The following is a 20,240-nucleotide window of genomic DNA, read 5'->3' on the forward strand; positions in this document are numbered from 1 at the left end:
GAGGACCTGCCGACGGACACCTCCATATCCCTGGAAAGCCTTGCTGCAACTTGTATTGCGGATTCGCGCGAGCCACTGGTATAAAGGCGTACCGCAATCCCCGCGCCTTCGTTTTTCGCGCAGTGATGCGGGGTAGCGGACGGCGCCTAGCGGAGCCAATCATCCATGTCGGCGTTGTCTCAGTCCCAACTGACCACGCGGGCCGCAAACCGTTTAAGGGAGTGTCTCAATGAATAAAACTGATCTGATCAATGCGATTGCCGACAAAGCCGAACTGACCAAGGCTGACGCCGGTCGCGCCCTCGAGGCGTTCTTCGAAACCGTACAGAAGGCCCTCAAGAAGGGTGACGACGTGTCGGTCGTCGGCTTCGGCACCTTCACCGTCCGCAAGCGCGCTGCTCGCACGGGTCGCAACCCGCGCACCAACGAGACGATCAAGATCAAGGCCTCGAAGGTCCCGGCTTTCAAGGCTGGCAAGACCCTGAAGGATGCCCTAAACTAAGCGGCTCGCTGCTTAGTTTCGGGTGCTTAGCTCAGCGGTAGAGCGTCGCCCTTACAAGGCGAGGGTCGTAGGTTCGATCCCTACAGCACCCACCAGAAAAATGCGGAGCGGTAGTTCAGTTGGTTAGAATGCTGGCCTGTCACGCCGGAGGTCGCGGGTTCGAGTCCCGTCCGCTCCGCCAGAGTTAGCAAGGGCGCCCGCGTGGCGCCCTTGTCATTTGAGCACCGCGCGCTTCGTGCGCCGAACACGATCCTCGGGAACATCTCCATGCTGCAGGCTCTGCGTAACAAGATGCACGGGTGGCCGTCCATCGTCATTCTGGGCATAGCCGTCTTTGCCATGTCCTTCTTCGGCATCGAGTCGTACTTCATGTCACGTAACGACACGTTCGTGGCGAAGGTCGGCAAACAGGAAATCAGCCAACAGCAGTTCACCGAGCGCCTGAATCAGCTGCGCCAGCGCGCCAGCGCCGAACAGGGCGACAGCTTCGACGGCAGCGTGTTCGAGCAGCCGGCCATGAAGCTGCAGGTGCTCAACCAGCTGATCGACGAGAAGGTCCTGGCCAAGGCCAACGACGACCTCGGCCTGGTGGTTTCCAATCAGGCGGTGCGCGATTTCATCGCATCGATTCCGGCGTTCCAGCTGGATGGCCAGTTCGACCCCACCACCTATCGCACCGTGCTCTCCATGCAGGGCAAGACGCCGGCCATGTTCGAGAGCGAGATCCGTGCTTCGCTCGAGCCGGGGCTGATTCCCGATGCGATCACCGCCAGCACGATCGTCACGGATGCCGATCTCGACCGTTACATCAACCTGCGCCTGCAGCGCCGCACCGTGCGTTATGCGCAACTGCCGCAGCCCAAGACCGACGATGCGCCTGTGACCGACGAGCAGATCGCCAGCTACTACGCGCAGCACAAGGACGAGTTCGTGACGCCGGAGCAGGTGTCGTTGCAGTACCTCGAAGTCAACGAGGCGGATCTCAAGCCGGAGGTGCAGCCTTCGGATGAGGAGCTGCGCAAGCGCTACGAGGACGAGAAGCAAAAATTCGTGCAGCCCGAGCAGCGCCTCGTGTCGCACATCCTGATCAACGTGCCGAAGAACGCGACGCCGGCGCAGCAGAAGGCGGCACTGGCCAAGGCACAGAAGATCGCTTCGGAAGCGAATCCGGGCGACTTCGCGCAGCTGGCGCAGAAGGATTCGGACGACCTGGGTTCCAAGCGCGCCGGCGGCGATCTGGGTTGGCTGGAGAAGGGCGTGGCCAACGCCGCGTTCGACGATGCGCTGTTCAAGATGCAAAAGGGCCAGATCTCGCAGCCGGTGTTGTCCGACGAGGGCTATCACGTGATCTGGCTGCGCGACGTCCGCAGCGGTGCCGCGAAGCCGTTCGAAGAGGTTCGCGATGAGTTGGCCAAGGAAGCGCAGTCGGGCTCGCGCGAGCGCGCATTCAACGAGCTGGCCGGCAAGCTGACCGACAAGACCTACCAGAGCCCTGCGTCGCTCGAGCCGGCCGCACAGGAGCTGGGCCTCACCATCAAGTCCACCGAGTTGTTCTCCCGCGCTGGCGGCACCGGGATCGCAGCCGACCCGAAGGTCCTGAAGGCTGCCTTCAGCGATGACGTGCTGGCCCAGGGCAACAACTCCAACCTGATCGACCTGGGCACCGGCCACGCGGTCGTCATCCGTGTCGACAAGCATCTGCCGGCCGCAGCCAAGCCGCTGGCCGAGGTGAAGGACACGGTTCGTCAGAAGGTGCTGGCAGAGCGTGAGACCGCGGCGGCCAAGAAGCAGGCCGACGCGCTGCTCGCACGCCTGGCCAAGGGCGAAAAGTTCGACGCCGTTGCCGCATCGGTGCAGGCCAGCGTGCAGACGGCCGACGGTGTTGTCCGCTCGCAGCCCGGGCTGCCGCCCGAGCTCGAGGAGAAGGCCTTCCTGATGCCGCATCCGGCGGCGGACAAGCCGCAGTATGCGTCGGTGGAGATGGCCGATGGCAGCTACGCGCTGCTGGCGCTGGACAAGGTGGAAGGCGCCGACATGAGCAAGGTGCGGCCCGAGGATCTCAACGTGCTGCGCGGCCAGATGGTGAAGGCGTACGGCACCGAGGCGGCGTACGAATTCATCGAGCAGGAAAAGGCCGCCAACGAGATCACCATCGCCAAGGACCGCCTCTGAGGGTTGAGGTGGTACTGTGGCCATCAAAAAAGCGACCTTCGGGTCGCTTTTTTTTGGCGCTACGACCTCGGCTCCCAGGTGGCTGTTGCTCAGGGAGCGGTGAGCTGCAGCACCTGTCCCGGACGGACGCGATCGTCATGCAGACGGTTCCATCGCTTGAGCTGCTTCACCGCGACGCCACGGCGCTTGGCGATGGTCCAGAGGCTCTCGCCCGGGCGCACGGTATGGGTGGTTTTCACTGTGGTAGGCGCGGGATCGGCGTCCCCCGCGGCTGCCGAAGCACCGATGTGCTGCATCGCTTCCACGAACTGGTCGACCCGGTCGCCGGGCAGCATCAAGGTGTGCGCGTAGTCCGGATCGATACGGTTGTTGAGGAAGGCGGCGTTGTAGTCGCGAAGCGCGTCCACGCTCATGCCGGCATGCTGCGCCGCGCTGGACATCGACATCGCCTGCTTGATCGGCACGGCAACCAGATGCTGCTCAGCGGCGAGCGTGGGGAGCTGGACGTGGAAGCGATCGGGCTGGCGCACCACGCAGGCGATCGCCAGCAGCTTGACCAGGTGTTCGCGCGTCACATTCCGTACTGGCAGTTTCGGCACCACCGGTTGCTCAGCGGGCACGCCGTGCCGGGCAACGAGCTTGCGCACCGCGAACTCGCCCGCGTTGTAGGCGTAGTCGGTGAGGCGCCAGTCCTGGAACTGGTCCTGGTAGCGGCGAAGCATGCTCATCACCGCTTCGGTGGCGGCGGCCACGTCCATGCGACCGTCGAAGTGCCGGTTCACCCGCAACCCCAGCGAGCCAGCCGTCGCCGGGACGATCTGCCACATGCCGGCGGGTTGGCGACCGCGCCCCTGCACGGGCAGGTAGCGACTCTCCACCCAGGGCAGCAGCACGAACTCGCCGGCCACCTGGTGCTTCTCGGCGATCTCCTGGATAAAGCGCAGGCGCGGCAGGGACTGCGCCAGGCGCTGCTCGAAGCGGCGCGGATTGGCGGTGTAGCGACGTGCCCACGCCTGCACGGCCGGATCGCTGTCGCAGTCGGCCATGGCGAAACTGGCGCGCAGTCGATCCCACGGCTCGCTCGATGACGTGCCCACTGCCGGCGGTTCTTCGGCCGGGGCCGAGGGGGGCGGAGTGGTCGCCATCGTGCCTGGCTTCGGCGGCGCCGGGTGGGGTGCAGGGGACGGCCGGGGCGAGGGGGCCGCACACGCGGCCAGCAGGGCCGCCAGCAGCGGCGCCAGAGGTCTCGCCAGGCGGGCGCGGGAGCCGGTCATCCGCGAAACGCGTCCTTGGCCGCGCGCAATGTCGCGAATCGGGCCACCCGGTCGTGCGCCGGAGCGCATTGCGCCACGGCCCAGGCCACGAGCGCGGGCTGATCGATACGCAGGAAAGGATTGGTTGCCCGCTCCACCTCCAGCGGCACAGGCACCGTCGGCAGATCGTGCTCGCGTCGCTGCGCGACCTCGGCGAGCCGGGCAGACAGGCTGGCATTGGCCGTATCGACGGTGGCGGCGAAACGGCCATTGGCCGCGGTGTACTCGTGTGCGCAGCAGACCAGGTTGGCGCCGGGGAGGGCGGCCAGGCGGTCGAGGGAGGCGAGCATCTGTGCCGGCGATCCCTCGAACAGACGTCCGCAGCCGAGGCTGAAAAGCGTGTCACCGCAGAACAAATGACCTTCGCCGGCATAGGCGATATGGCTGAGCGTATGGCCGGGCACGGCGATCACCTGGAAGCGTGCGGCCGGCGCAGCCAGGCTCACCGTATCGCCATCGCCGACTCGGACATCGCATGTGTCGATGCGCGCATCGTCGGGCGCATAAACCACCGCACCATGTCGTTCGCGCAGCGCCACCACGCCGCCGATGTGATCATGATGATGGTGGGTGAGCAGGATGGCCCGCAGTTGCAGCTGATGCTCGACCAGTGCCCGCTCTACAGGTTCACTCTCGCCGGGGTCCACCACCAGCGCGTTGCCGTCGTCGTCGTACAGCAGCCAGATGTAGTTGTCGGCCAGGGCCGGTAGCGCAAGCAGATGCACGTCCGTCTCCGCATGGGGATGCACCGTGGAAGCCTTGGCCCGGTGCACCGGGCCGCCGACTATAACCGCGGCTTTCCGGCTGCTCGTTAGTGGGGTGTTAACCCGAACGGGCGCCCAACGCTGCCTGTCGATGCCGCCAGCGGCTACACTTTGCCGGCCCACCATCGGATGTACCGCATGTCCGCTGCCCGTTCCGACATCTATGCCAGCGCGCCCCTGCGGCAGCTGCTGGCAGACGAAGCGCGTGACCTGCTGCCGGAATTGCAGCGCTGCACCGGCGACCATGGGCTGCTGGTGTCCGCCGCGATGCAGGATCGGCCGCCGGCGCTTCCCCTGCTGTCGTGCTGGACACACCTGAAGCTCGCTGGCGACCGGTACGTGGGTGATCTGCACGCTCGCGTCGATGAGCCGCTGCCATTCGTCGACGACGCGTTCGAGCTGGTGATCCTGCGTCATGCGCTGGAGGCGTCGGCGCTTCCGCAGTCCTTGCTGGAGGAGGGGGCTCGCGTCCTCTCACCCGGCGGGCTGCTGGTGTTGAGCGGCGTACATCCGCTCAGCCTGTGGACGCCGTGGATGGTGTGGCACGGGCGGGGGCAGTCGCTGCGCCTGCATATGCCGCTGCAGGTCGGCGAGTGGCTGCGCCGCCATGCGATGCAGGTGGAATGCGTGCGGCGTGTCGGCCACGCCGTGCCCGGTGGCGGTGGCACGCCGTGGCTGACCGAGGCGATCGGGGGCGGTTACGTGTTGCTGGCCCGCAAGCGCCGGCAGGCCGTAACGCCCATCCGGCTGGTGCCGCGCGCGCTGCGCGCGCCGGCCGATGCCGGGCTCGCGCCAGGGGCACGACGCAACACGGCCTGCGCGGCTGCAATGAACGAGGATCGACGTTGACCGAAGTGGAAGCTTTTACCGATGGTGCCTGCCTGGGCAATCCCGGGCCGGGCGGCTGGGCCGCGCTGCTGCGCTCCAAGGGCACCGAGCGCATGCTCGCCGGCGGCGAACGTGATACCACCAATAACCGCATGGAGCTGATGGCCGCGATCGCGGCGCTGGAGGCGCTGAAGCGGCCGTGCAAGGTCCACCTCACCACCGACTCCCGCTACGTGATGCAGGGCATCGAGGAGTGGGTTCCCAAGTGGCGAGCCAACGGCTGGCGCACGGCGGACCGCAAGCCCGTGAAAAACCAGGATCTGTGGCAGCGGCTGTCCGAGGCGAGCGCTCCACATGCCGTGCGCTGGCAGTGGGTGCGCGGCCACAACGGCCATGTCGAGAACGAGCGGGTCGACGTGGCCGCCCGTGAACAGGCCGAACAATTTCGGGGCAAGCCATGAGGCAGATCGTTCTCGATACCGAAACCACCGGCCTGGAGGTGCGCCAGGGGCACCGGCTGATCGAAATCGCCTGCATCGAAATGGTGGAGCGGCGTCTGACCGGGCGGCGTTATCAGACCTATCTCAACCCCGATCGGGCGATCGACGAAGGGGCTCGTCAGGTCACCGGCATCGAGGACGACTTCCTGCTCGACAAGCCGCGTTTCGGCGATGTGGTGGACGAATTCCTGGCCTTCATTGACGGCGCCGAGCTGATCATCCACAACGCAGCGTTCGACCTGGGCTTCCTCAACGCCGAACTGGCGCGCCTGCCCAGCTCGCCCGGGACCATCCAGCAGCGCTGCAGCGTGCTGGACACGCTGGCGATGGCGCGCGAGCGCTATCCGGGGCAGCGCAACAGCCTGGACGCCCTGTGCAAGCGGCTGGGCGTGGACAACTCGGCGCGCGAACTGCACGGCGGCTTGATCGACTGCCACCTGCTCGCGGACGTCTATATCGCGATGACCTCGGGGCAGGTCGCACTCGACCTGGGCTTCGACAAGCCCGGCGAAGAAGAGCGCACCGCGATCATCGTGCCGGTCGAACTGCTGCGCCGCCCGCGCGTGTTGCGTGCCGATGCCGAGGAACTGGCGGCACACGAAAAGCGGCTCGATGCGCTGGACAAGAGCGCCGGTGGCACCAGCCTGTGGCGGCGCGAACCGCCTGCGGCGGTCTGACGATCCGGTCAGCTCAGGCGCACCAGGATCACGGTCAGGTTGTCGCTGCCGCTGGCTTCCAGGCCGTCCAGCAGCAGGTGGTCCACGCACTCCTGCGCCGCCAGGTCCGTGCGCTGTACCAGCCGTGCCAGGGCCGCGTCATCCAGGCCCTCGGTCAGCCCATCCGTACAGAGCAGGAAGCCGATTCCGGCGCGGCAGGCACCGCGCGCCACGCCAATGTGAATCTGCTCGGCGGTGGTGATTCCCAGCGCCTGCGTGAGCACATTGCGTTGGGGGTGACGCGCGGCCAGCTCCGGATCGAGCCGGCCGGCGTTGATCAGTTCCTGGACCAGCGAGTGGTCGTGGCTGACCTGCCGGAACTGGTCGCCGAATGCATAGATGCGACTGTCGCCGACCCAGGCCAGCTCATAGGCCTCATCGCGGATCCGCAGCGCGGCCAACGTGGTGCCCATCGGCAGTGCATCGCGGCTCTTGCGGGCATGCGCTTCCAGCCGGCTGGCTGCCGTGCGCACGGCATCGATCAGGGGTGCCCCGTTGCGGACCTCCGCCACCACGACGTCACGCGCCAGCGCCGACGCCACTTCCCCATGCTGATGACCGCCCATGCCGTCGGCGACCAGGAACAGGCCGAGTGAGGGATCGGCGTAGTAGGTGTCTTCGTTGCGCGTGCGGCGCAGTCCGACGTGGGTTCCGTGTCCGAATTCGATCATGGGTGGGCTGCCGGCGAATCACGGCAGCATGCCGGATGCGGTACCCAGTTGTCACGGCTCGCGGGCATGCGTATGATGACCGGCTCGCGCGGACCACCGTGTGACCCCTTTGGAGAGGTGGCAGAGTGGTCGAATGTACCTGACTCGAAATCAGGCGTACGTGTAAGCGTACCGTGGGTTCGAATCCCACCCTCTCCGCCAAAACGACAAAAGCCTCGCAGCGATGCGGGGCTTTTTTCTTGTGCGGCCGAGGAGTCGGATCAGGTACCGAGCGGTGAGGCGCTGGTGCGTTCTGGGTATTCCGGGCTGCGCGGGTGGGCTTCGCTGCCGTCGCGATGGCTGAGCTGGATCAGGCGATCGATCGCCGCGATCTGCTGTGGTGTGCCCAGCGGCGCGGTGAGTGCCGGAGAGACCAGGGCCACCAGGCGCGCCAGGAGCTCGGCGTCGCTGATGTCCTGGCCCATGCTGAGTTCGGCCACCAGTTCGCCCATGTCGTCCGCCGCGAGTACGCCCGAAAGCGATTTGAGCGCGAAATGCAGGCGCAGGCCCAGTTCGCTGCGGGGCAGTTGCGGTAGCGCGCGGGCGAACGCCTCGAAGAAGCGCCCGAAGATCGGCCGGTAGTGCTGCTGCAGATGGTCGCGGATAAATGGCGAGGCATCGCTGTAGACACGCCCGAGCAGGCGCAGGAAGGCCGGTCCGCCAGACGGGTCGCGCCCCAGCTGCAAAGCCGGCACGAACAGCACGCCGAGAATGGCCACGCAATCGGGCACGCTATCGCCGGCCTCGCAGGCATCGAGCAGGCGCAGACGTTCTTCGTTGAGGCGATCCAGCCGGTGCGACAGCAGCTCCTTGAGCATCGCGTCCTTGCTGCCGAAGTGATAGTTCACCGCGGCGAGGTTGGCCCCTGCGCGAGCGGTGACCTGACGCAGTGAAAGGGCCTCGTATCCGCGTTCGATGAATAGCAGCTCGGCTGCCTGCAACAGACGACTGCGCGTGTCGGCAGCCTGTGCTCCCCCGGTGGTGCTGCGCATCGCCCGTTCCCGAAAAGGTATTGCTGGTAGATGCCGGCGGGCTGCCTCCTGCGCCCGATGGTGCTGCGGCGAGATGGCCGAGCCGCCCGACGACTCTTCAAACACCCGTATGACGCTAGTGGCGATGGCGGTTGCCGGCAAGCTGCACTGCACGACGATGCGCCGCGCACGAAAAAGGTGGGGTCATCCCCCGCCTCTTCGTTGTCACTGGATCGAGCGCGCCGCGTTGGCTCAGCCGGCTTTTTTCTTCGCCAGCCGCAGCCAGGTGTCGACCACGGTGTCAGGGTTGAGCGACACCGACTCGATGCCTTGTTCCATCAGCCATTCGGCCAGGTCCGGGTGATCGCTGGGACCTTGGCCGCAGATGCCGATGTACTTGCCCTTGGCGCGGGCTGTCTGGATGGCCATGGCCAGCAGCTTCTTCACCGCCGGGTCGCGCTCGTCGAACAGGCTGGCGACGATGGACGAATCGCGGTCCAGGCCCAGGGTGAGCTGGGTCAGGTCGTTGGAGCCGATCGAGAAGCCGTCGAAGATGTCCAGGAACTCGTCCGCCAGCAGGGCGTTGGAGGGCACTTCGCACATCATGATGACCTTCAGGCCGTGCTCGCCCTGCTTGAGGCCGTTGGCGGCCAGCACCTCGATCACCTTGCGGCCTTCGGCCAGCGTGCGCACGAACGGGATCATCACCCAGACGTTGTCCAGGCCCATGGTTTCGCGCACATGCTTGACTGCCTTGCACTCCAGTCCGAACGACTCGGCGAAGCTCGGATCGACGTAGCGGCTGGCGCCGCGGAAGCCGATCATCGGGTTCTCTTCGTGCGGCTCGTAGCGCGAACCGCCAATCAGGCCGGCGTACTCGTTGGACTTGAAGTCGGACAGGCGCACGATCACCGGCTTCGGATACACCGAGGCAGCGATGGTGGCGATGCCTTCGCCCAGGCGGTCCACGTAGAACGACACCGGGTCGGCGTAGCCGGCCATGCGCTCGTCGATGCGGGCCTTGGTCTCGGCGTCCTGCTTGGCGTATTCCAGCAAGGCCTTGGGATGCACGCCAATATGGCTGGCAATGATCATCTCCAGGCGGGCCAGGCCGATGCCGGCATTGGGCAGCATGCCGAAGTCGAACGCGCGCTCCGGGTTGGCCACGTTCATCATGATCTTCAACGGTGCTTCGGGCATGGCGCCGAGGTCCGCCGTGATGCGCTCGAACGGCAGCTTGCCCTCGTAGATCATGCCGGTGTCGCCTTCGGCACAGGACACCGTGACCTCGGCGCCGTCGGGAATCGACTGCAGGCCGTTGCCGGTGCCCACTACCGCCGGCACGCCCAGCTCTCGGGCGATGATCGCCGCATGGCAGGTGCGGCCGCCGCGGTTGGTGACGATGGCAGCAGCGCGCTTCATGATCGGCTCCCAGTCAGGATCGGTCATGTCGGCCACCAGCACATCGCCAGGCTGGAACTCGTTCATCTGCGCCAGTGACTTGACCACGCGCGCCTTGCCAGCGCCGATCTTCTGGCCGATCGCGCGGCCTTCGGACAGCACCTTGCCCTTGCCGTGGAGCTGGAAGCGCTCGAGCTGGGTGGCGTGGGCGCGCGACTTCACCGTCTCGGGGCGCGCCTGCACCACATAGAGCTTGCCGGTGTGGCCGTCCTTCGCCCACTCGATGTCCATCGGGCGGCCGTAGTGCTGTTCGATCACCAGCGCCTGCTTGGCCAGCTCTTCCACGTCGGCATCGGTGATGCAGAAGCGGTTGCGGTCGGCAGCCGGGGTCTCCTCGATGCGCACGCGCTCGCCGGGCTGGTCCGAATACACCATGCGCTGCTGCTTGGCGCCGAGGCTGCGGCGGAGCAGGGCGGGCTTGCCGGCCTTGAGCGTGGGCTTGAAGACGTAGAACTCGTCCGGGTTCACGGCGCCCTGCACGACCATCTCGCCCAGGCCGTAGGAGCCGGTGACGAACACCACATCGCGGAAGCCCGACTCGGTGTCCAGCGTGAACAGCACGCCGGAAGCGCCTACGTCCGAGCGCACCATAAGCTGCACGCCGGCGGACAGGAACACATCCTCGTGCTTGAAGCCCTGATGCACGCGATAGGCGATGGCGCGGTCGTTGTAGAGCGAGGCGAACACCTCCTTGACCTTGTGCAGCACGTCCTCGATGCCGACCACGTTGAGGAAGGTCTCCTGCTGACCGGCGAACGAGGCGTCGGGCAGATCCTCGGCAGTGGCCGAGGAGCGCACCGCGACGGCGATGTCGTCACTGCCGGCGTTCTTGCACAGCTTGGCGTAGGCGTCGCGGATGGCCTGGTCGAGCTCCGCCGGCAGCGGGGTCTCAGTGACCCATTCGCGGATCTCCTTGCCGGCTCGGGTGAGGGCGTCGACATCGTCCACGTCCAGGCCGGCCAGGCGCGCCTGGATGCGCTGCGCCACGCCGCTCTTTTCCAGGTAGTGCTGGAACGCTTCGGCGGTAGTGGCGAAGCCGCCCGGCACAGACACACCCAGCTTGCTCAGGTTGCCGATCATCTCGCCCAGCGAGGCGTTCTTGCCGCCGACCTTGGCTAGGTCGGTCATGCGCAGGTGGTCAAGCCAAAGCACCAGGTCGTTCAAGGTGGATCTCCTCGGAACACTAGATTGGGTGAGGTGCGGCAGCCGGCAAAAGCGGGCTACAAAGAACTGGTATTGTCCGCCGGGATTGGTGCACGGCACAAGAAGACCAATGCAATCCGTTGCCGCGCCACCTGCATACCAGTCAGCAGAAGGTCAAGCGCACAAAGCAAACAGCGCATGCGCTAAGGTGCCGGACATTGCCTCTCAGACGCCGGGACCGATCCATGCAGCGAACCGTTTTCTTCATCTCCGATTCCACTGGTATTACCGCGGAGACGATCGGCAACAGCATCCTGGCGCAATTCGAAGGCATGGAGTTCGACAAGCATCGCCTGCCGTTCGTGGATGACGCGAGAAAGGCAGAGGCCGCCGCGCTCAGGATCAAGACGCGCTACGCGCAAACCGGCGACCGGCCGATCGTGGTCAACACCATGGCCGACCGCGCGCTGTGCGACATCGTGGCGACCAGCGGCGCGCTGATGCTCGACGTGTTCGCGCCCTTCATCGGCCCGCTCGAAGAAGAGCTGGGAGCCAAGCGTTCGGGCGCGGTGAACCGTTCGCATGGCCTGGTGGATTTCGACAAGTACGAAGCGCGCATCAACGCCACCAACTACGCGCTTTCGCACGACGACGGCATTGACGTGGACTATGCCCAGGCCGACCTGATCCTGGTCGGGGTGTCTCGCTCGGGCAAGACGCCGACCTGCCTCTACATGGCCTTGCATTACGGGGTGAGTGCCGCCAACTATCCGCTCACGGACGACGACCTCGACAAGCTGGAGCTGCCGGCCCGCTTGCGCCCCTACAAGGACCGCCTGTTCGGCCTCACCATCGATCCCCAGCGCCTAGCGCAGATCCGCGAGCAGCGCCGGGCGAACAGTCGTTATGCCACGATCGAACAGTGCCGGTGGGAGCTGGCGCAGGCGGACAAGTTGATGCGTCGCGAGGGCATCCCCAGCCTCAACACCACGCACGTGTCGATCGAGGAGATCGCCAGCAAGATCTTTGAGCGCTTCGGGATCGAGCGCACCATGTTCTGATGATCGGAGTTGCCTGACCGTATGAGTGCCGTACTGGATCGCCGCGCCGCCCTGCTGCCGGGACGTTTCGAGTTCCTGATGGGGCTTTACGCCGAGAACTACCATCGGCTGGTGCGGCTGTTCGCGCCGCAGACGCTTACGCCGGGGCGCTACGTTTCCAGCGTGGATGACGGGTTGGACGTGCACCTGCAACTGCAGGAATGCCACCCGTACACGCTCGAGCTGGAGCTGACGTACGACCTGGTCGATGCGCAGACCGGTCTGCGCACGCCCTCGGCGCAGTTGCGCGTCTACACCGACGCCCACGTGGCCGAAGCGCTGCATTGCCATCCGGGCCGCCATCTGTGGCAGGTGCTGGGGCCGTTTCCGCCGGCGCACACGGTGTTGCAGCATCGTCTGCGCATGAACGGGTTTCTTACCCGCTGGCTGGAGTACTTGGCCGAGCAGGGGCACTCCGTGGGTACGCTGGAGCGCGATGACGCGGCGCCTGCGCAGGTCGAGTAAACGAGGCGAAAATTAGGCAACAAAAAACCCGCACAAGGCGGGCTTCTCATTAGTGGCGGAGCGGACGGGACTCGAACCCGCGACCTCCGGCGTGACAGGCCAGCATTCTAACCAACTGAACTACCGCTCCACATCTTGCTTCCAGCTTCTACTGCATTCGCGTTGCGGCGAACTGCGGGTTTCCAACTTGGCGTCCCCACGGGGATTCGAACCCCGGTCGCCACCGTGAAAGGGTGATGTCCTAGGCCTCTAGACGATGGGGACGAATTAAGTTGGTGGAGCCAGGCGGGATCGAACCGCCGACCTCCTGCATGCCATGCAGGCGCTCTCCCAGCTGAGCTATGGCCCCGCCGCTGGAAGCCCGAAAGAATAGGCAGGGGCTGCGATTCCGTCAAGCGTTTTCTGAAAAAATTTTTCGAGACGGGGCCGTCGCCCCAGTCCAGCGCTCCCGTGCGCACACGTGCCTGCAGGTAAGCTTGTGGCTCACGCTATCCAGGAAGACGCATGCACGAGATCGGCTTCATCCGCGACCTCGCGATCGTGATGATCGTGGCCGGCGCCACGACCATCCTGTTCCATCGCCTGCGCCAGCCGGTGCTGCTCGGTTACATCCTCGCCGGAGTGCTGATCGGCCCCCATACGCCGGGTGTGCTGGTGGCCGATCCTCGCACCATCAACGACATCTCCAACCTCGGCGTCGTGCTGCTGATGTTTACGCTGGGCCTGGAGTTCAGCATCCGAAAATTGCGCGAGGTCGGCCTCGGAGTGCTGGTGGTGGCGGTCGCCGAGGTCGGCGTGATGCTGTGGATCGGCTACGGCCTGGGCGAAGCGTTCGGCTGGCAGGGCAGGGACGCGCTGTTCCTCGGCGGCATCATGGCGCTGTCCTCCACCATGGTGGCCACGCGCACCTTGTCCGAGAGCGGATTGCGTGCGCTGCCGTTTGCCCGGTTGGTGATCGGCCTGCTGGTGGCGGAGGACATGCTCACCATCGTCATCCTCACGCTGCTGACGGCGGTGGCGATCGGCGGCTCGGTCGAGGCGTCGTCAGCCTTCACCTTGATCGGCCACCTCGGCCTGTTCGTCGTGGCAGGCATGATCATCGGTCTGCTGGTGGTGCCGCGGCTGGTCGATTACGTGGCCGGCTTCGGCCGCAACGAGATGCTGCTGGTCAGCACGCTGGGGTTGTGCTTCGGCGCCAGTCTGCTCGCGGCCTGGATGGGATTCAGCGTGGCGCTGGGCGCTTTTCTGGTGGGTGCGGTGGTCGCCGAGGCGCGCAGCGCGGAAAAGGTGATGCACTTGATCGAGCCGCTGCGGGACATGTTCGCAGCGCTGTTCTTCGTGGCGATCGGCCTGAAGATCGATCCGGCCATGCTGGCCCAGTACGTGTTGCCCGCCTTGGCGATTGCCGCTGTGGTGATCCTTGGCAAGACCGTCGTGTGCAGCGTGGGTATGTTCGCGATCGGCCACGATCCGCGCACGGCCGTGCGTACCGGGGTGAGCATGGCGCAGATCGGCGAGTTCTCGTTCGTGATCGCGACGCTGGGCCTGTCGCTTGGCGCGGTCAGCGACTTTATCTATCCGGTGGCGGTGGCCGTGTCGGTGCTGTGCATGGCGGCCTCGCCCTATCTGGTGCGCTCTGCCGATGGGCTGGTGAACGGCATGCGACGCCTCGCGCCGTCGCCGCTGCGGCTGCTGGTGTCCAGCTATACCGGCTGGCTGGAAAACCTGCGCCCGGTCAACGAGAACGCGGTGATCGCTGCCATGTTGAGGCGGCTGCTCACGCACATTGCGATCAACGTGATGCTGGTGGTGACGCTGTTTGTCGTGGGCGCCTACATCAATGCACACAACTGGACCTGGTTCTCGATGCTCGGCCTGACGCGGGACGCGCGGCACACCGTGATCTGGGCGGCGGCGCTGTTCCTGTCGTTGCCGCTGCTGATCGCGGTGTATCGCAAGGCGGAGGCGCTGGGCATGTTGCTGGCCGAACTGGGGATTCGCGAGAGTTATGCGGGGAGCTATACGCGCGCCATCCGGGGCGTGTTGGCGCGGCTGATCCCGCTGGCGACCTTATTGGTGCTGGCCGTGCTGGTCAGCGCGTTGGGTTCGGCCATCCTCCCGCCGCGCGGGGTCGCCCTGTCGCTGGCGGCGGCCGGGGTGCTGGTTGCGGTGGTGTTGTGGCGTGGTCTGGTCCGGGTGCATGCCCGTTTGCAGGCCGCCCTGCGCGACACCATCGCGAAGGAATGAGCGCGGGCCAGGGGGCGTCGTATCCGCCGCGTGGGAACCTTTTTTGCAACAGACGGTCGCAGGCCGGGCGTCGTTGCCAAGCGTTGGCAGCGGTCGCACAATGAGCGGCCAGCCTCCGCAGCGGAGGCTTGTCCGGCAGTGCCGGCACATTCCAATTGAGGGAGTCTCGAATGAAGCATTTTCTGCGTCCCACGCTCACGACGGCCGCTCTGGCCGTGGCGCTGGGCATGACTGCCGGCGCCCACGCGCAGGCCGCCAAGTCCTCGGCTGCCGGCACGGTCGACAAGACCAAGGCCAGCTACGTGGTGGGTTGGGACCTGGCCAGCTCGCTGCCGCCGCTGGTGCGCAACGAGGTGGATCCGGCGACCGTGGCCCGCGCCGTGCAGTCGGCGCTGTCGGGCCAGAAGCCGACGATGAGCGAGGCGGAATACAAGCAGGTGAAGCAGGCGTTCATCACGAACCTGCAGGCCAAGGCGAAGGCCGAGTACGAGCAGGTGGCGGCCAAGAACAAGGCTGAGGGCGACGCCTTCATCGCCAAGAACAAGTCGGCGCCGGGCGTGAAGACCACGGCTTCGGGCCTGCAGTACCAGGTGATCTCGGCCGGCAGCGGCCCGCGTCCGGGTCCGAATGACACGGTGCAGATCACCTACACCGGCACCTTCGTCAACGGCGAGAAGTTCGACGCGTCGGCCGATCATCCGGAGCCGAAGACCGGTACCTCGGTGCCGATTCCGCTCGCTGGCGTGATCCCGGGTTTCCGCGAGGGCCTGATGCTCATGCAGACCGGTGCGCACTACAAGTTGTTTATCCCGTCGAGCCTCGCCTACGGCGCGCAGCCGGGTAACGGCTTCCCGCCGAACGAAACGCTGATCTTCGACGTGACCCTGGAGAAGACCGGCCCGACGCCGGCCGGCCAGGCCCAGCCGGGCCAGGGCGGCTGATCGTCCGCTCGTAGTACCAGCTGAACCGGAAAGGGCGCGAAGTCATTCGCGCCCTTTTTCTTTGGGCGTGTGTGCGGGCGCTGGCTGTTAGAATTTGCGTTTCGATTTGGCAGGGAACTGAGCTGCGATGAAAGTCACCATCTTCGGCACGGGCTACGTGGGCCTCGTCACCGGTGCTTGCCTGGCGGAAATGGGCAATCACGTGGTTTGCGTCGACATCGATGCCGGCAAGGTGGAGCGACTCAAGCAGGGGGATATCCCGATCTTCGAGCCGGGCCTCGAGCCCCTGGTGAAGCAGAACTTTGCCGAAGGCCGGCTGGCCTTCACAACGGATGCCGCGCCGGCAATCGCCCATGGCGACATTATTTTCATCGCGGTCGGCACGCCTCCGGACGAGGACGGCAGTGCCGACCTGCAGTATGTGCTGGCCGTGGCACGCACCATCGGCCGGCAGCTGGATCGCTACGCCGTGGTGGTCAACAAGTCCACGGTGCCGGTGGGTACCGCCGACCGCGTTCGCCAGGCGATCGCGGACGAGTTGGCAGCCCGCGGTGCGGCGGTGGATTTCGATGTCGTCTCCAACCCCGAGTTCCTCAAGGAGGGCGATGCCGTCGAGGATTGCCTGCGGCCGGACCGCATCGTGATCGGCAGCAACAGCGAGCGCGCCATCGCCACCATGCGCAAGCTCTACGCGCCGTTCAACCGCAACCACGACCGTACCGTGCTGATGGACGTGCGCTCGGCCGAGCTGACCAAGTACGCCGCCAACGCCATGCTGGCGACCAAGATCAGTTTCATGAACGAGATCGCCAACATTGCCGAGCGCGTCGGCGCCGACGTGGAACTGGTGCGCCAGGGCATCGGCTCGGATCCGCGCATCGGGTACCACTTCATCTACCCCGGCGCCGGCTACGGCGGTTCGTGCTTTCCCAAGGACGTGCAGGCGCTCGAGCGCACCGCACGCGCGCATGGCTACGAGGCACATCTGCTGGGCGCGGTCGAGCAGGTCAACCACGAGCAGAAGGCCAAGCTGTTCGAGCTGGTCCAGCGGCATTTCGGCGGCCAACTCGCCGGCAAGACCGTTGCCCTGTGGGGGCTGGCGTTCAAGCCGAACACGGACGACATGCGCGAGGCGTCCAGCCGGCGCCTGATGGAGATGCTCTGGGCGGCCGGTGCCAGGGTGCGTGCGTTCGACCCGGAGGCGGCGGACGAGACCCGCCGGATCTACGGCGACCGCGCCGATCTGGTGCTGTGCGAGCATCCCTACGATGCGCTCGACGGTGCCGACGCGCTGGCCATCCTGACCGAGTGGAAGGCCTTCCGCAGCCCCGATTTCGCACGCATCCGCAGCGCGCTGGCCACGCCGGTGATCTTCGATGGCCGCAATCTGTACGACCCGGCCGCCGTCGAAGAGGCGGGCTTGGCGTACTACGGCATCGGCCGCGGCCGCAGTCTCGCGCGGAGCTGATCGTGTCCGGCGAGCGTCCCGATCTGGAACAGCGGTTGACCGAGTTGGAGGTGCGGCTCACCTTCATCGACGACACCGTGCATGCGCTCGGCGCCGCCGATGCGGAGCAGGCTCTGCGCATCGCGGCGCTGGAGCGCATCGTGCGCGACCTGCGCAGCGAGCTGGCGTCGGTGCGCATCGGCGCATCGAACGACGCACGCGACGAGCCGCCACCCCCCCACTACTGAAACAGCACGGACACGGATCCAGAGCATGGGCGATTCCTTGCGCGACCAGCTGCTCAAGAGCGGCATCGTCAAACAGGTGCGTGACGAGAAGCGTCCGCCACCGTCGCACGGCAAGCCGGCGCGTCAGGGCGCAGGCAAGGCGGGGGCGAAGGGCGGCAAGCCAGCTGGCGAGCGCCCGCGTGATCAGGCAGAGATCGACCTGGCGCGCGCGTATGCCATGCGCGCCCAGACCGAGGCGGCCGAGCGCAAGCGGGCCGAGCAGGAAGCGGCCGAGCAGGCGCGAATCCGACGTGAGCGCAAGGCCCAGGTGCAGAAGCTTCTGGATGGCCAGGCGCTCAACAAGGCCGATGCTGATCAGGCGCGGCACTTCGAGTACGGTGGCAAGATTCGCCGCGTCTATGTCGATGCCGCCCAGCTGGCGGCGCTCAATGCGGGCGAGCTGGGCGTGATCCAGCAGTCCGGGCGCTACGTGCTGGTGACCCGCGAGCTGGCCGAGCAGGTGCGTGCCGTCGATGCGGGTGTGGTCGCGTTGCTGGTGTCACCGGACGAGGCGGGCGAGTCCGACGATGGCGTGCCGGCCGACCTGATCTGGTAAGTCGCTGCCGCCGCGGCGATCGCCGCGGCGGCAGGACATGTCAGGCGGGGACGGGCAGGGCCGGTGCCTCGCGCAGTGCGGGAAGGTCCCAGCCCGCCTTGGGCGTGAAGCGCTCGCCGTGTTGGCGCGCGAGCTTCTCCAGACGCCCCTTCACTACCTCGGCGCCCTCGCTGCGGGCATAGGCGATCGGGCCGCCACGGAACGGTGCGAAGCCGGTGCCGAAGATCACGCCAGCATCGAGCAGGTCGGCGTCGTCCACCACGCCGTCGGCCAGACAGGCCACCGCCTCGTTGACCATCGGCAGGATCAGCCGCTCCTGCAGGTCCGCCGGTGCGGTGTAGTCCGGATCGACCTCCGGCTTCACCGGCTTGCCGTCCTGCCAGACATACAGCCCCTGGCCGTCCTTCTTGCCGCGCTTGCCAGCGTCGAGTTTTTCCTCGATACCGGGCGGCAGTTCCAGCCCCAGGAACGGTGCCAGCTCCTTGCCGACGGACGCACACACGTCCAGTCCCACGGTGTCGGCCAGCTCGATCGGCCCCATCGGCATGCCGAATTTCTTTGCCTCGCGGTCAAGCACGGGCCCGGGCACGCCCTCGCTGTACAGGCGCAATGCCTCCAGCAGGTAGGGCATGAGGATGCGGTTGACCAGAAAGCCCGGAGTGCCTTTCACCGCCACCGGCAGCTTGCCAAGCGCCTTGCAGAAGGCGAGTGCGCGCCGTTCGACGGTCGGATCCAGCCCGTCGTGCCGCACCACTTCCACCAGCGGCATCTGCGCCACCGGATTGAAGAAGTGCAGGCCGAGGAAGCGCTGCGGTTGCTTCAATCCTGCGCTTAGTTCGTCCAGCGGGATGCTGGAGGTGTTGCTGGCGAGGATTTCCTGGGCCTGGAACTGCGGTTCGATGGATGCATATAGCGCCCGCTTCGCCTCGGCGTTCTCGTAGATCGCCTCGATCGCCAGGTCGGCATCGGCCACGCCGCTGCCGTCGACGTCGGCGCGCAGGCGTTTCATCGCGGCTTCTACCTTGTCCGCCGACTTGAGCTTCTTTTCGTACAGCTGGCGCGCCCGGTCCAGCGCCGGCTGGATGAACTTCATCTCGCGGTCCTGCAGGGTGACCTGCAGGCCCTTGAGCGCGCACCAGGCGGCGATGTCGCCGCCCATGACGCCCGCGCCGACCACATGCACATGCTCAATGCCGTGCTCCACGCCCGCGCCCTGGTTCTTCAGGCGCTCCTGCAGGAAGAAGATGCGGATCAGGTTGTGTGCGGTAGGCGTGTCGGCCAGCTTCGCGACCGAGCGCGCCTCCAGCGCCAGGCGCTGCTGGATCGATCTGCCGCCGCGCCGCCATACCTCGATCATCGCGAACGGTGCCGGGTAATGCTCCTTGCGCACCTTGGCTGCGGTCTGCTTGACCACCATCGGCGCCAGGATCTGCCGCACCGGCCACAGGTTGGTGGCCCAGGCCTTGGCGCGCTGACCCAGCGGGCGCGTGTGCGGCCTGCGCAGCAGCGCGCGTGCCTCCGCCAGCAGTTCGGCCGCCGGCGCGACACGATCGATGACGCCCAGCGCTAGCGCCCGCCGTGCCGACAGCGTGCGGCCGGTCAGCATGACCGGCAGCGCATCGGTGGCGCCGATCAGGCGAGGCAGCCGTGCCGTGCCGCCCCAGCCGGGATGGATGCCGAGCATGACCTCGGGCAGGGCGATCCGGGTGCTGTCGTCCTCCGCAGCGATGCGCTGGCGGCAGGCGAGGATCAGTTCGGTGCCGCCGCCCATGCAGGCGCCATGCACCGCCGCCACGGTGGGAAAGGGCAGGCGGGCGAGCTGCTCGAACACGCGTTGGCCATGCTCGATGTTCTCGCGCACGCTGCCGTGCTCGGCATAGGAGACGAACTCCTTGATGTCGGCGCCTACCGCGAATCCGCTGGGCTTGGCCGAGTGGATGATCGCCCCGGCCGGCTTTTCGATCGCCAGGCGCTCGACGATCTGCTCGAGCTCGTCCAGCACCTCGCGCGAGATCGCGTTGACGCTGCTGCCCGCACGATCCAGGGTGAGGGTGACGATGCCGGCGTCGTCCAGGCCGGTCTTCCAGTGGTTGAATCGCAGTCCTTCGAACATGGGA

General features: G+C 66.4%; 18 protein-coding genes and 6 tRNA genes. 15 read left to right on the forward strand and 9 right to left on the reverse strand.

Features of this window, described 5'->3' with window-relative positions; genetic code table 11:
• Positions 1-229: 229 nt before the first annotated feature.
• From ACQVBX_RS04720 to ACQVBX_RS04735, 4 genes are all read left to right on the forward strand, one after another.
• A complete protein-coding gene (locus ACQVBX_RS04720) occupies positions 230-502 on the forward strand; it encodes an HU family DNA-binding protein (RefSeq protein WP_017461157.1) in 273 nt (90 codons plus the stop codon).
• Between the two features lie 20 nt (positions 503-522).
• Positions 523-597: transfer RNA gene (locus tag ACQVBX_RS04725), tRNA-Val, on the forward strand.
• A gap of 9 nt (positions 598-606) precedes the next feature.
• Positions 607-683 (forward strand) — tRNA-Asp (locus ACQVBX_RS04730).
• A gap of 86 nt (positions 684-769) precedes the next feature.
• The gene (locus ACQVBX_RS04735; protein WP_431636747.1) at positions 770-2,674 is read left to right on the forward strand and encodes a SurA N-terminal domain-containing protein; all 1,905 of its coding nucleotides are present in this window, start codon (positions 770-772) and stop codon (positions 2,672-2,674) included.
• An 89-nt stretch (positions 2,675-2,763) separates the two neighbouring features.
• On the opposite strand, the gene ACQVBX_RS04740 is transcribed toward ACQVBX_RS04735, so the two are convergent.
• Together ACQVBX_RS04740 and gloB are read right to left on the reverse strand one after the other, a co-directional pair.
• A complete protein-coding gene (locus tag ACQVBX_RS04740) occupies positions 2,764-3,771 on the reverse strand; it encodes a LysM peptidoglycan-binding domain-containing protein (protein ID WP_431636748.1) in 1,008 nt (335 codons plus the stop codon).
• A gap of 173 nt (positions 3,772-3,944) precedes the next feature.
• Positions 3,945-4,712 carry a hydroxyacylglutathione hydrolase gene (gloB, locus tag ACQVBX_RS04745; RefSeq protein WP_431636749.1) on the reverse strand — a complete coding sequence of 256 codons (768 nt, stop codon included), beginning with the start codon at positions 4,710-4,712 and terminating at the stop codon, positions 3,945-3,947.
• A 177-nt stretch (positions 4,713-4,889) separates the two neighbouring features.
• Here gloB and ACQVBX_RS04750 point away from each other — a divergent pair, with 177 nt between their 5' ends.
• From ACQVBX_RS04750 to dnaQ, 3 genes are read left to right on the forward strand one after another with little or no spacing between them, the layout of a single operon-like run.
• Positions 4,890-5,600 carry a methyltransferase domain-containing protein gene (locus tag ACQVBX_RS04750; RefSeq protein WP_431636750.1) on the forward strand — a complete coding sequence of 237 codons (711 nt, stop codon included), beginning with the start codon at positions 4,890-4,892 and terminating at the stop codon, positions 5,598-5,600.
• Positions 5,597-6,040: a ribonuclease HI gene (rnhA, locus tag ACQVBX_RS04755; RefSeq protein ID WP_431636751.1), complete on the forward strand. Its 444-nt coding sequence runs from the start codon at positions 5,597-5,599 to the stop codon at positions 6,038-6,040. Before ACQVBX_RS04750 ends, rnhA begins: the two co-directional genes overlap by 4 nt.
• A complete protein-coding gene (gene dnaQ, locus ACQVBX_RS04760; RefSeq protein WP_431636752.1) occupies positions 6,037-6,756 on the forward strand; it encodes a DNA polymerase III subunit epsilon in 720 nt (239 codons plus the stop codon). The genes rnhA and dnaQ overlap by 4 nt, the downstream gene beginning before the upstream one ends.
• Before the next feature lie 8 nt (positions 6,757-6,764).
• Here dnaQ and ACQVBX_RS04765 read toward each other — a convergent pair whose 3' ends face one another.
• Positions 6,765-7,466 (reverse strand): PP2C family protein-serine/threonine phosphatase, encoded by a 702-nt coding sequence (locus ACQVBX_RS04765; protein WP_431636754.1) that lies wholly within the window; start codon positions 7,464-7,466, stop codon positions 6,765-6,767.
• 111 nt (positions 7,467-7,577) lie between these two features.
• Here ACQVBX_RS04765 and ACQVBX_RS04770 point away from each other — a divergent pair.
• Positions 7,578-7,667, forward strand: a tRNA-Ser gene (locus ACQVBX_RS04770).
• Positions 7,668-7,726: 59 nt separating this feature from the next.
• On the opposite strand, the gene ACQVBX_RS04775 is transcribed toward ACQVBX_RS04770, so the two are convergent.
• Together ACQVBX_RS04775 and ppsA are read right to left on the reverse strand one after the other, a co-directional pair.
• Entirely contained in the window at positions 7,727-8,497 is a 771-nt protein-coding gene (locus ACQVBX_RS04775; RefSeq protein WP_431636755.1) for a TetR/AcrR family transcriptional regulator, read from the reverse strand.
• A gap of 231 nt (positions 8,498-8,728) precedes the next feature.
• Entirely contained in the window at positions 8,729-11,101 is a 2,373-nt protein-coding gene (gene ppsA / locus ACQVBX_RS04780; protein ID WP_431636757.1) for a phosphoenolpyruvate synthase, read from the reverse strand.
• Positions 11,102-11,325: 224 nt separating this feature from the next.
• On the opposite strand from ppsA, the gene ppsR reads away from it, so the two are divergent.
• Complete coding sequence (ppsR, locus tag ACQVBX_RS04785; RefSeq protein WP_431636758.1) at positions 11,326-12,141, forward strand: posphoenolpyruvate synthetase regulatory kinase/phosphorylase PpsR; 816 nt, start codon at positions 11,326-11,328, stop codon at positions 12,139-12,141.
• Positions 12,142-12,162: 21 nt separating this feature from the next.
• Positions 12,163-12,645 carry a DUF1249 domain-containing protein gene (locus ACQVBX_RS04790; RefSeq protein ID WP_431636761.1) on the forward strand — a complete coding sequence of 161 codons (483 nt, stop codon included), beginning with the start codon at positions 12,163-12,165 and terminating at the stop codon, positions 12,643-12,645.
• 53 nt (positions 12,646-12,698) lie between these two features.
• On the opposite strand, the gene ACQVBX_RS04795 is transcribed toward ACQVBX_RS04790, so the two are convergent.
• From ACQVBX_RS04795 to ACQVBX_RS04805, 3 genes are all read right to left on the reverse strand, one after another.
• A tRNA-Asp gene (locus ACQVBX_RS04795) sits at positions 12,699-12,775 on the reverse strand.
• A gap of 58 nt (positions 12,776-12,833) precedes the next feature.
• A tRNA-Glu gene (locus ACQVBX_RS04800) sits at positions 12,834-12,909 on the reverse strand.
• A gap of 9 nt (positions 12,910-12,918) precedes the next feature.
• Positions 12,919-12,994: transfer RNA gene (locus ACQVBX_RS04805), tRNA-Ala, on the reverse strand.
• Between the two features lie 155 nt (positions 12,995-13,149).
• Here ACQVBX_RS04805 and ACQVBX_RS04810 point away from each other — a divergent pair.
• From ACQVBX_RS04810 to ACQVBX_RS04830, 5 genes are all read left to right on the forward strand, one after another.
• On the forward strand, positions 13,150-14,892 hold the full coding sequence (locus tag ACQVBX_RS04810) for a cation:proton antiporter (protein WP_431636763.1): 1,743 nt from the start codon (positions 13,150-13,152) through the stop codon (positions 14,890-14,892).
• A 170-nt stretch (positions 14,893-15,062) separates the two neighbouring features.
• Complete coding sequence (locus ACQVBX_RS04815; protein WP_431636765.1) at positions 15,063-15,833, forward strand: FKBP-type peptidyl-prolyl cis-trans isomerase N-terminal domain-containing protein; 771 nt, start codon at positions 15,063-15,065, stop codon at positions 15,831-15,833.
• 127 nt (positions 15,834-15,960) lie between these two features.
• Positions 15,961-17,301 (forward strand): UDP-glucose dehydrogenase family protein, encoded by a 1,341-nt coding sequence (locus ACQVBX_RS04820; RefSeq protein WP_431636766.1) that lies wholly within the window; start codon positions 15,961-15,963, stop codon positions 17,299-17,301.
• A gap of 2 nt (positions 17,302-17,303) precedes the next feature.
• The gene (locus tag ACQVBX_RS04825; RefSeq protein WP_431636768.1) at positions 17,304-17,528 is read left to right on the forward strand and encodes a SlyX family protein; all 225 of its coding nucleotides are present in this window, start codon (positions 17,304-17,306) and stop codon (positions 17,526-17,528) included.
• Between the two features lie 25 nt (positions 17,529-17,553).
• Complete coding sequence (locus tag ACQVBX_RS04830) at positions 17,554-18,123, forward strand: DUF2058 domain-containing protein (protein WP_431636769.1); 570 nt, start codon at positions 17,554-17,556, stop codon at positions 18,121-18,123.
• 40 nt (positions 18,124-18,163) lie between these two features.
• Here the strand turns inward: ACQVBX_RS04830 and ACQVBX_RS04835 are convergent, their stop codons facing one another.
• Positions 18,164-20,236 carry a 3-hydroxyacyl-CoA dehydrogenase NAD-binding domain-containing protein gene (locus tag ACQVBX_RS04835; protein ID WP_431636771.1) on the reverse strand — a complete coding sequence of 691 codons (2,073 nt, stop codon included), beginning with the start codon at positions 20,234-20,236 and terminating at the stop codon, positions 18,164-18,166.
• Between the last annotated feature and the right edge of the window lie 4 nt (positions 20,237-20,240).

The sequence above is a fragment of the Dyella thailandensis genome (assembly GCF_050749815.1).
In the GTDB taxonomy this organism is placed as follows: domain Bacteria; phylum Pseudomonadota; class Gammaproteobacteria; order Xanthomonadales; family Rhodanobacteraceae; genus Dyella_A.

What these genes read in the sequence shown, in the direction of transcription:
- ACQVBX_RS04720 (WP_017461157.1), top strand. Translation starts at nt 230, where the DNA reads ATGAATAAAACTGATCTGATCAATGCGATTGCCGACAAAGCCGAACTG.
- ACQVBX_RS04735 (WP_431636747.1), top strand. Translation starts at nt 770, where the DNA reads ATGCTGCAGGCTCTGCGTAACAAGATGCACGGGTGGCCGTCCATCGTC.
- ACQVBX_RS04750 (WP_431636750.1), top strand. Translation starts at nt 4,890, where the DNA reads ATGTCCGCTGCCCGTTCCGACATCTATGCCAGCGCGCCCCTGCGGCAG.
- dnaQ (WP_431636752.1), top strand. Translation starts at nt 6,037, where the DNA reads ATGAGGCAGATCGTTCTCGATACCGAAACCACCGGCCTGGAGGTGCGC.
- ACQVBX_RS04765 (WP_431636754.1), bottom strand. Translation starts at nt 7,466, where the DNA reads ATGATCGAATTCGGACACGGAACCCACGTCGGACTGCGCCGCACGCGC.
- ACQVBX_RS04775 (WP_431636755.1), bottom strand. Translation starts at nt 8,497, where the DNA reads ATGCGCAGCACCACCGGGGGAGCACAGGCTGCCGACACGCGCAGTCGT.
- ppsR (WP_431636758.1), top strand. Translation starts at nt 11,326, where the DNA reads ATGCAGCGAACCGTTTTCTTCATCTCCGATTCCACTGGTATTACCGCG.
- ACQVBX_RS04790 (WP_431636761.1), top strand. Translation starts at nt 12,163, where the DNA reads ATGAGTGCCGTACTGGATCGCCGCGCCGCCCTGCTGCCGGGACGTTTC.
- ACQVBX_RS04810 (WP_431636763.1), top strand. Translation starts at nt 13,150, where the DNA reads ATGCACGAGATCGGCTTCATCCGCGACCTCGCGATCGTGATGATCGTG.
- ACQVBX_RS04815 (WP_431636765.1), top strand. Translation starts at nt 15,063, where the DNA reads ATGAAGCATTTTCTGCGTCCCACGCTCACGACGGCCGCTCTGGCCGTG.
- ACQVBX_RS04820 (WP_431636766.1), top strand. Translation starts at nt 15,961, where the DNA reads ATGAAAGTCACCATCTTCGGCACGGGCTACGTGGGCCTCGTCACCGGT.
- ACQVBX_RS04830 (WP_431636769.1), top strand. Translation starts at nt 17,554, where the DNA reads ATGGGCGATTCCTTGCGCGACCAGCTGCTCAAGAGCGGCATCGTCAAA.
- ACQVBX_RS04835 (WP_431636771.1), bottom strand. Translation starts at nt 20,236, where the DNA reads ATGTTCGAAGGACTGCGATTCAACCACTGGAAGACCGGCCTGGACGAC.